This is a genomic window from Xylophilus sp. ASV27, from assembly GCF_016428875.1.
Lineage (GTDB): Bacteria > Pseudomonadota > Gammaproteobacteria > Burkholderiales > Burkholderiaceae_C > Xylophilus.
The window spans coordinates 26,154-32,886 of record NZ_JAELTO010000045.1; the positions used below are offsets into that span (position 1 = coordinate 26,154).

Consider the following 6,733-nt stretch of genomic DNA (forward strand, 5'->3'; position numbering starts at 1 on the left):
TGATAACAATGCCCGACCGGCGGCCGCGTGCAATCCACAGAGCCGCCAACCGGCGCTTTTCCACCAGTCAATGCCGATCCTGGAAGGATTCCCATGTCTGCAATGCCGCCCTCCTCGCGTCCCCTGGCGCGCATCCCTAGCGCTCTGGCCGTTGCCAGCCTGGTCATCGTGCTCGCAGCCTGCGGCAAGAAGGATGCAGCACAGGCTGCAGCGGCCGGCGGCGGCATGCCTCCCCCTGAAGTGGGCGTGGTGACGGTGCAGTTGGGCGACGTCGGGCTCACGACCGAGCTGCCCGGCCGCGTGGAGCCGGTGCGTATCGCCGAAGTGCGCGCCCGCGCGGCCGGCATCCTGCAGAAGCGGCTGTTCCGCGAGGGCAGCGACGTCAAGGCCGGCCAGGCCCTGTTCCAGATCGATGCAGCTCCCTACAACGCCGCCTACCAGAGCGCGCAGGCATCGCAAGCGCGGGCAGAAGCCACGCTGTCGCAGGCCTCGGCCACGGTAGAGCGCTACAAGCCGCTGGTCGAGGTCAACGCCATCAGCCGGCAGGATTATGTGAACGCGGAGGCCGCACAGAAGCAGGCGGCTGCGGATCTGGCCGTGGCCCGCGCCAGCGTGCAGACCGCCAAGATCAACCTCGACTACTCGCGCGTGACGGCTCCGATCTCCGGCCGCATCGGCCGGGCGCTGGTGACCGAAGGCGCGCTGGTCGGCCAGGGTGAGGCCACGCAACTGGCGGTCATCCAGCAGATCGACCCGGTCTACGTGAACTTCACCCAGTCCGCCAGCGACGTCATGAAACTGCGCGACGCGCTGCAGAGCGGCCGCCTCAAGCGCGCCAGCGGCGCCGAAGCCGCCAGCGTGCGCATCGTGATGGAAGACGGCAGCGAGTACGCCCGCGCCGGCCGCCTGCTGTTCTCCGACCTTTCGGTGGACCCGAGCACCGGCCAGATCACGCTGCGCGCCGAAGTGCCCAACCCGGGCGGCCAGTTGCTGCCAGGCCTGTACGTGCGGGTGCGCATGGAGCAGGCGCAGGCCGCCAACGCCATCCTGCTGCCGCAGCAGGCCGTGACCCGCACGGCCGACAGCGACACGGTGACCATCGTCGGCGCCGACGGCAAACTCTCCAAGCGCCCGGTGAAGATCGGCAGCTCCAAGGGCAGCAACTGGGTCGTGCTCGACGGTCTGAAGGTCGGCGAGCAGGTGATGGTCGACGGCTTCCAGAAGATGCAGATGGTGCCCCCGGGCACGCCGGTGAAGGCCGTGCCATGGAAGGCGCCCGCGCCGGCCGGCAGCGCCGCGCCTGCGCCCGGAGCGGCTCCGGCGACCGGAGCGCCCAAGGAAGGTGCCGCCGCCGCCCCCGCCTCTGCCCCAGCGCGCCAGTAAGGAGCAGTTGCGATGGCAAAGTTCTTCATTGACCGGCCGATCTTCGCGTGGGTGATCGCGCTGTTCATCATCGTGATGGGCGGCGTCTCGATCACGCAGTTGCCGATCGCGCAGTACCCCCCGGTGGCACCTCCGGCGATCATCATCAACGCCGCCTATCCCGGCGCCTCGGCCCAGACGCTGGAGGACAGCGTGCTGGCGGTGATCGAGCGCGAGATGAACGGTTCTCCGGGCCTGATCTACATGGAATCGGTGGCCCAGGCCGACGGCACGGGCACGATCACCATCAGCTACGAACCCGGCACCAATCCGGACCTGGCCCAGGTGGACGTGCAGAACCGGCTGTCGCGCGCCACGCCGCGGCTGCCAGCGACCGTGACGCAGCAGGGCGTGCGCGTGGACAAGTCGCGCAACAACTTCCTGCTGTTCGCCATCCTGTCCTCGGATGACCCGGCCATCGACCCGATCGCGCTGGGCGACTATGCCTCGCGCAACGTGCTGCCCGAGCTGCAGCGCGTGCCGGGCATCGGCCAGGCGCAGTTGTTCGGCACCGAGCGGGCCATGCGCATCTGGATCGACCCGGCCAAGCTGCAGGGCTTCAACCTGTCCTCGGCCGACGTCACCGCCGCGATCCGGGCGCAGAATGCGCAGGTGGCCTCCGGCTCCATCGGCGACCTGCCCAATGTGTCCGACCAGACCATTGCCGCCACGGTGGTGGTCAACGGCCAACTGAGCAGCGTCGCGCAGTTCGGCAACATCGTGCTGCGCGCCAACACCGACGGCTCTTCCGTGCGGCTGCGCGACGTGGCGCGCATCGAACTCGGCGGCCAGACGTATTCCACCTCGGCCCGCCTGAACGGCCAACCGGCCGTCGGCATCGGCGTGCAACTCTCGCCCAGCGGCAATGCGCTGGCCGCGGCCACGGCGGTACGCCAGAAGATGACCGAGCTGGCCCGCTACTTCCCCAATGGCGTGAAGTGGGACATCCCGTACGACAGCTCGCGCTTCGTGAAGATCTCCATCACGCAGGTGGCCGAGACGCTGTTCGAAGCGGTGGCGCTGGTGTTCCTGGTGATGTTCCTGTTCCTACAGAACTGGCGCTACACCATCATCCCGACCATCGTGGTGCCGATCGCGCTGCTCGGTACCTTCGCCACGCTGCTGGCGCTGGGCTTCTCGATCAATGTGCTGACCATGTTCGGCATGGTGCTGGTGATCGGCATCGTGGTGGACGACGCGATCGTGGTGGTCGAGAACGTCGAGCGCATCATGTCCGAGGAAGGCCTGCCGCCGCTGGAGGCCACGCGCAAGGCCATGAAGCAGATCTCGGGCGCCATCATCGGCGTGACCGTGGTGCTGATCTCGGTGTTCGTGCCGCTGGCCTTCTTCGCGGGTTCGACCGGCAACATCTATCGCCAGTTCTCCGCGGTGATGGTGGCGTCCATCGGCTTCTCGGCCTTCATGGCGCTGTCGCTCACGCCCGCGCTGTGCGCCACGCTGCTCAAGCCGGTCGAGGCCGGCTCGCACCACGAGAAGAAGGGTTTCTTCGGCTGGTTCAACCGCGGCTTCTCGCGCACGGCCAAGAGCTATGAGGGCCTGGTCTCGCGCATCCTGCGCCGTGCAGCGCGCTACCTCGTGATCTACGCCGCCATCGTCGCGGCCGTGGTGTTCACCTACCTGCGCGTGCCGACCTCCTTCCTGCCGCAGGAAGACCAGGGCAACGTCCTGGTCAACGTGCAGTTGCCGCCGGGCGCCACCCTGGAGCGCACGCTGAGCGCGATGGAGCAGGTAGAAGGCTTCATGCTCAAGCAGCCAGAGGTGCAGAGCATGGTCAGCGTGCTGGGCTTCAGCTTCTCCGGCCAGGGGCAGAACGCGGGCCTGGCCTTCGTGACGCTCAAGGACTGGAGCGAGCGCAAGGAACCCGGCAACTCCGCCAGCGCCCTGGCCGGTCGCGCCTTCGGTGCGCTGTCGGGCATTCGCGACGCTTTTATCTACCCGCTGAGCCCGCCGCCCATTCCCGAACTGGGCAACGCCAGCGGTTTCACCTTCCGGCTGCAGGACCGCGGCGGCCTCGGCCACACGGCGCTGGTCAACGCCCGCAACCAGTTGCTGGGCATGGCGGCCAAGAGCCCCATCCTCAATCAGGTGCGCCCTGACGGCCTGGAAGACGCCTCGCAACTGCAGATCGACATCGACCGCGACAAGGCCAGCGCGCTGGGCGTGAGCTTCGATGCGATCAACGTGGCGCTGTCGACCGCGCTGGGATCGAGCTACGTGAACGACTTCCCGAACCGCGGCCGCATGCAGCGCGTGGTGGTGCAGGCCGACGCGCCGGCGCGCATGCAGCCCTCCGACCTGCTCAAGCTCAATGCCAGCAACAGCCAGGGCAAACCGGTGCCGCTGTCGGCCTTCGCGACGACGCGCTGGATCACCGGCGCAACGCAGACCATTCGCTACAACGGCTATCCGGCGATGCGCATCAGCGGCGATGCGGCACCGGGCTACAGCACGGGCGCGGCCATGGCCGAGATGGAGAAGCTCGCCGCCCAACTGCCGCAAGGCTTCGGCTTCGAGTGGACGGGCCAGTCGCGCGAGGAAAAGCTTGCCGGCGCGCAGGCCATCATCCTGTACGGCTTCGCCATCCTGGCAGTGTTCCTGTGCCTCGCTGCGCTGTACGAGAGCTGGTCGATCCCGCTCGCGGTGATCCTGGTGGTGCCGCTGGGCGTGCTGGGCGTGCTGCTGGCCACGCTGTTGCGCTCCTATGCCAACGACGTGTACTTCCAGGTGGGCCTGATCACCATCATCGGCCTGTCGGCGAAGAACGCGATCCTGATCATCGAGTTCGCCAAGGACCTGCAGGCGCAGGGCAAGAGCGTCGTGGAGTCGGCGCTGCAGGCAGCGCACTTGCGCTTCCGCCCGATCGTCATGACCTCCTTGGCCTTCGGGCTGGGCGTCGTGCCACTGGTGATCGCCTCCGGCGCGGGTTCGGCCAGCCAGCGTGCCATCGGCACCGGCGTGCTGGGCGGCATGGTGACGGGCACGGCACTCGCCGTGTTCTTCGTGCCGGTCTTTTTCGTGGTGGTGCGCACGCTGTTCAAGGGCAGCCAGCGCCAGCAGAAGATCTACGCAGAACATGCACGCCAAGCCGGCATGGATGCGACGCAAGCCAAGGATGACCATGTCTAAGCCCTCTACGATGCGCCTGTCGGCGCTCGCCGCCGCGGCCCTGCTGGCCGGCTGCAGCATGATCCCGACCTACGAGCGCCCGGCCGCGCCGGTGGGCGCCGACTGGCCGGCGGCCCTGGCCACGGCCGCCTCCCCGGACACCCAGTCGCCGGCCGCGGTGGACCTGCCGTGGCAGGAGTACTTCGCCGACGAGCGGCTGCGCCGGCTGATCGGCGCGGCCCTGGAGAACAACCGCGACCTGCGCGTGGCCGTGCTCAACATCGAGCAGGCGCGCGCGCAGTTCCAGATCCAGCGCGCCGCGCAGTTCCCGGCGGTCGGCCTGGCGGCCAGCGCCACGCGCGCCCCGAGCGTCGTCAACGGCAAACAGGCCAACACCTTCTCCGCCGGCCTGGCCGTCACCTCATGGGAGATCGACTTCTTCGGCCGCATCGCCAGCCTGAAGGAGCAGGCGCTCTCGCAGTACCTGGCCACCGAGGAAGGCCGCAAGGCCACGCAGATCAGCCTGGTGGCGGCCGTGGCCAACGGCTGGCTCAACCTGCTGGCCGATGAGGAACTGCTGGACATCTCGCGCCGCACCCTGCAGACCCGCGAGGACTCCGTCAAGCTCACCAAGCTGCGGCTGGACAACGGCGTGGCGTCCGCGCTGGACTACCAGCAGGCGCTGTCGCTGACCGAATCCGCGCGCGCAACGCTGGCGCAGCAGCAGCGCCAGCGCGCGCAGGACGAGAACGCCCTGGTGCTGCTGCTCGGCCAGCCGCTGCCGGACGACATCCGCGCCAGCACCGCGCAACTGCGCCTGGCCGACGCCCCGCTCATGGCCGATCTGCCGGCCGGACTGCCCTCCGACCTGCTGACCCACCGGCCCGATATCCGGCAGGCCGAGCAGCAGTTGATCGGGGCCAACGCCAACATCGGCGCGGCGCGCGCGAACTTCTTCCCGCGCATCTCGCTGACCGCCCAGGCGGGGACCGCCAGCAACGAGCTGTCGGGCCTGTTCAAGAGCGGCTCCTGGGGCTTCACGCTGGCGCCGCAACTGCTGCTGCCGATCTTCAATGCTGGCAGCAACCGCGCCACCCTGGCCGCATCCGAGGCCAACCGCGCGATTGCCGTCGCGCAGTACGAGAAAAGCATCCAGACCGCGTTCCGCGAGGTCGCCGACGCCCTGGCCGGCCGCCCCACGCTGGGCGATCAGTTGCGCGCGCAGCGGGCCCAGGTCGAAGCCCAGTCCGCCGCGTTCGATCTGTCGGACCTGCGCTACCGCAACGGCGTGGCCAGCTACCTGGATCTGCTGGATGCGCAGCGCTCGCTGTTCACGGCGCAGCAGCAGGCGGTCAGCACGCGCCTGGCGCAGTTGCAGAACCAGGTCACGCTGTACAAGGTGCTCGGCGGCGGCTGGAGCGATCCGGCGCCCGCGCCCGTGGCCAGCGCGCCGGCCGCGCAGGCGCCGCTGCGCTGATCCCGCCCGGGCCCGGCCAGGGCGGCGTCCCGAGGGGCGCTGGCTATAATCAAAGGTTGATTTGCAAAGCCCCCGACAAACGCTGAGGACGCTATGAGCGACACCCCCCACGAAGAAGCGCACACCGGCCCGATCAAGACGCCCAAGCAGTTGCTGACAACAGTGTTCCTGTCGTTCGTGGTCCCGATCTTCGTGATCATCGGACTGGTGCTCTACGTGACCTCGGCCAACAAGCCGGCAGCCGGCGCGGACGACATGGAAAAGGCGATCGACGCGCGCATCGCGCGTGTCGGCACCGTCGAGATCCGCGACGCCAACCGTCCGCTCAAGTCCGGCGAAGAAGTGTTCAAGGCCCAGTGCACCACCTGCCACAGCGCAGGCGTGGCGGGTGCCCCCAAGTTCGGCGACGTCGCCGCCTGGGCGGCACGCATCAAGACCGGCTACGACGCGCTGCTGCACTCGGCGCTGGCCGGCAAGGGCGCCATGGCGCCGCAGGGCGGCGGCGACTTCGACGACATCGAGATCGGCCGCGCCGTGGTCTACATGGCCAACGCCGCCGGCGCCAACTTCCCGGTGCCGGACCTGTCTCTTATACACATCTAAAAGGGGGGGGGGGGGGGGGGGGGGGGGGGGGGGGGGGGGGGGGGGGGGGGGGGGGGGGGGGGGGGGGGGGGGGGGGGGGGGGGGGGGGGGGGGGGGGGGGGGGGG

At 69.2% G+C, this 6,733-nt stretch carries 4 protein-coding genes; all 4 read left to right on the forward strand.

The features are described 5' to 3' along the window. Positions 1-102: 102 nt before the first annotated feature. Positions 103-1,383 carry an efflux RND transporter periplasmic adaptor subunit gene (locus JHD63_RS11390; protein WP_198970871.1) on the forward strand — a complete coding sequence of 427 codons (1,281 nt, stop codon included), beginning with the start codon at positions 103-105 and terminating at the stop codon, positions 1,381-1,383. Positions 1,384-1,395: 12 nt separating this feature from the next. After that, complete coding sequence (locus JHD63_RS11395) at positions 1,396-4,569, forward strand: efflux RND transporter permease subunit (RefSeq protein WP_198970868.1); 3,174 nt, start codon at positions 1,396-1,398, stop codon at positions 4,567-4,569. Next, positions 4,562-6,025 carry an efflux transporter outer membrane subunit gene (locus JHD63_RS11400; protein ID WP_370590478.1) on the forward strand — a complete coding sequence of 488 codons (1,464 nt, stop codon included), beginning with the start codon at positions 4,562-4,564 and terminating at the stop codon, positions 6,023-6,025. The genes JHD63_RS11395 and JHD63_RS11400 overlap by 8 nt, the downstream gene beginning before the upstream one ends. 93 nt (positions 6,026-6,118) lie before the next feature. Next, positions 6,119-6,628 carry a c-type cytochrome gene (locus JHD63_RS11405; protein ID WP_198970869.1) on the forward strand — a complete coding sequence of 170 codons (510 nt, stop codon included), beginning with the start codon at positions 6,119-6,121 and terminating at the stop codon, positions 6,626-6,628. Positions 6,629-6,733: the final 105 nt, after the last annotated feature.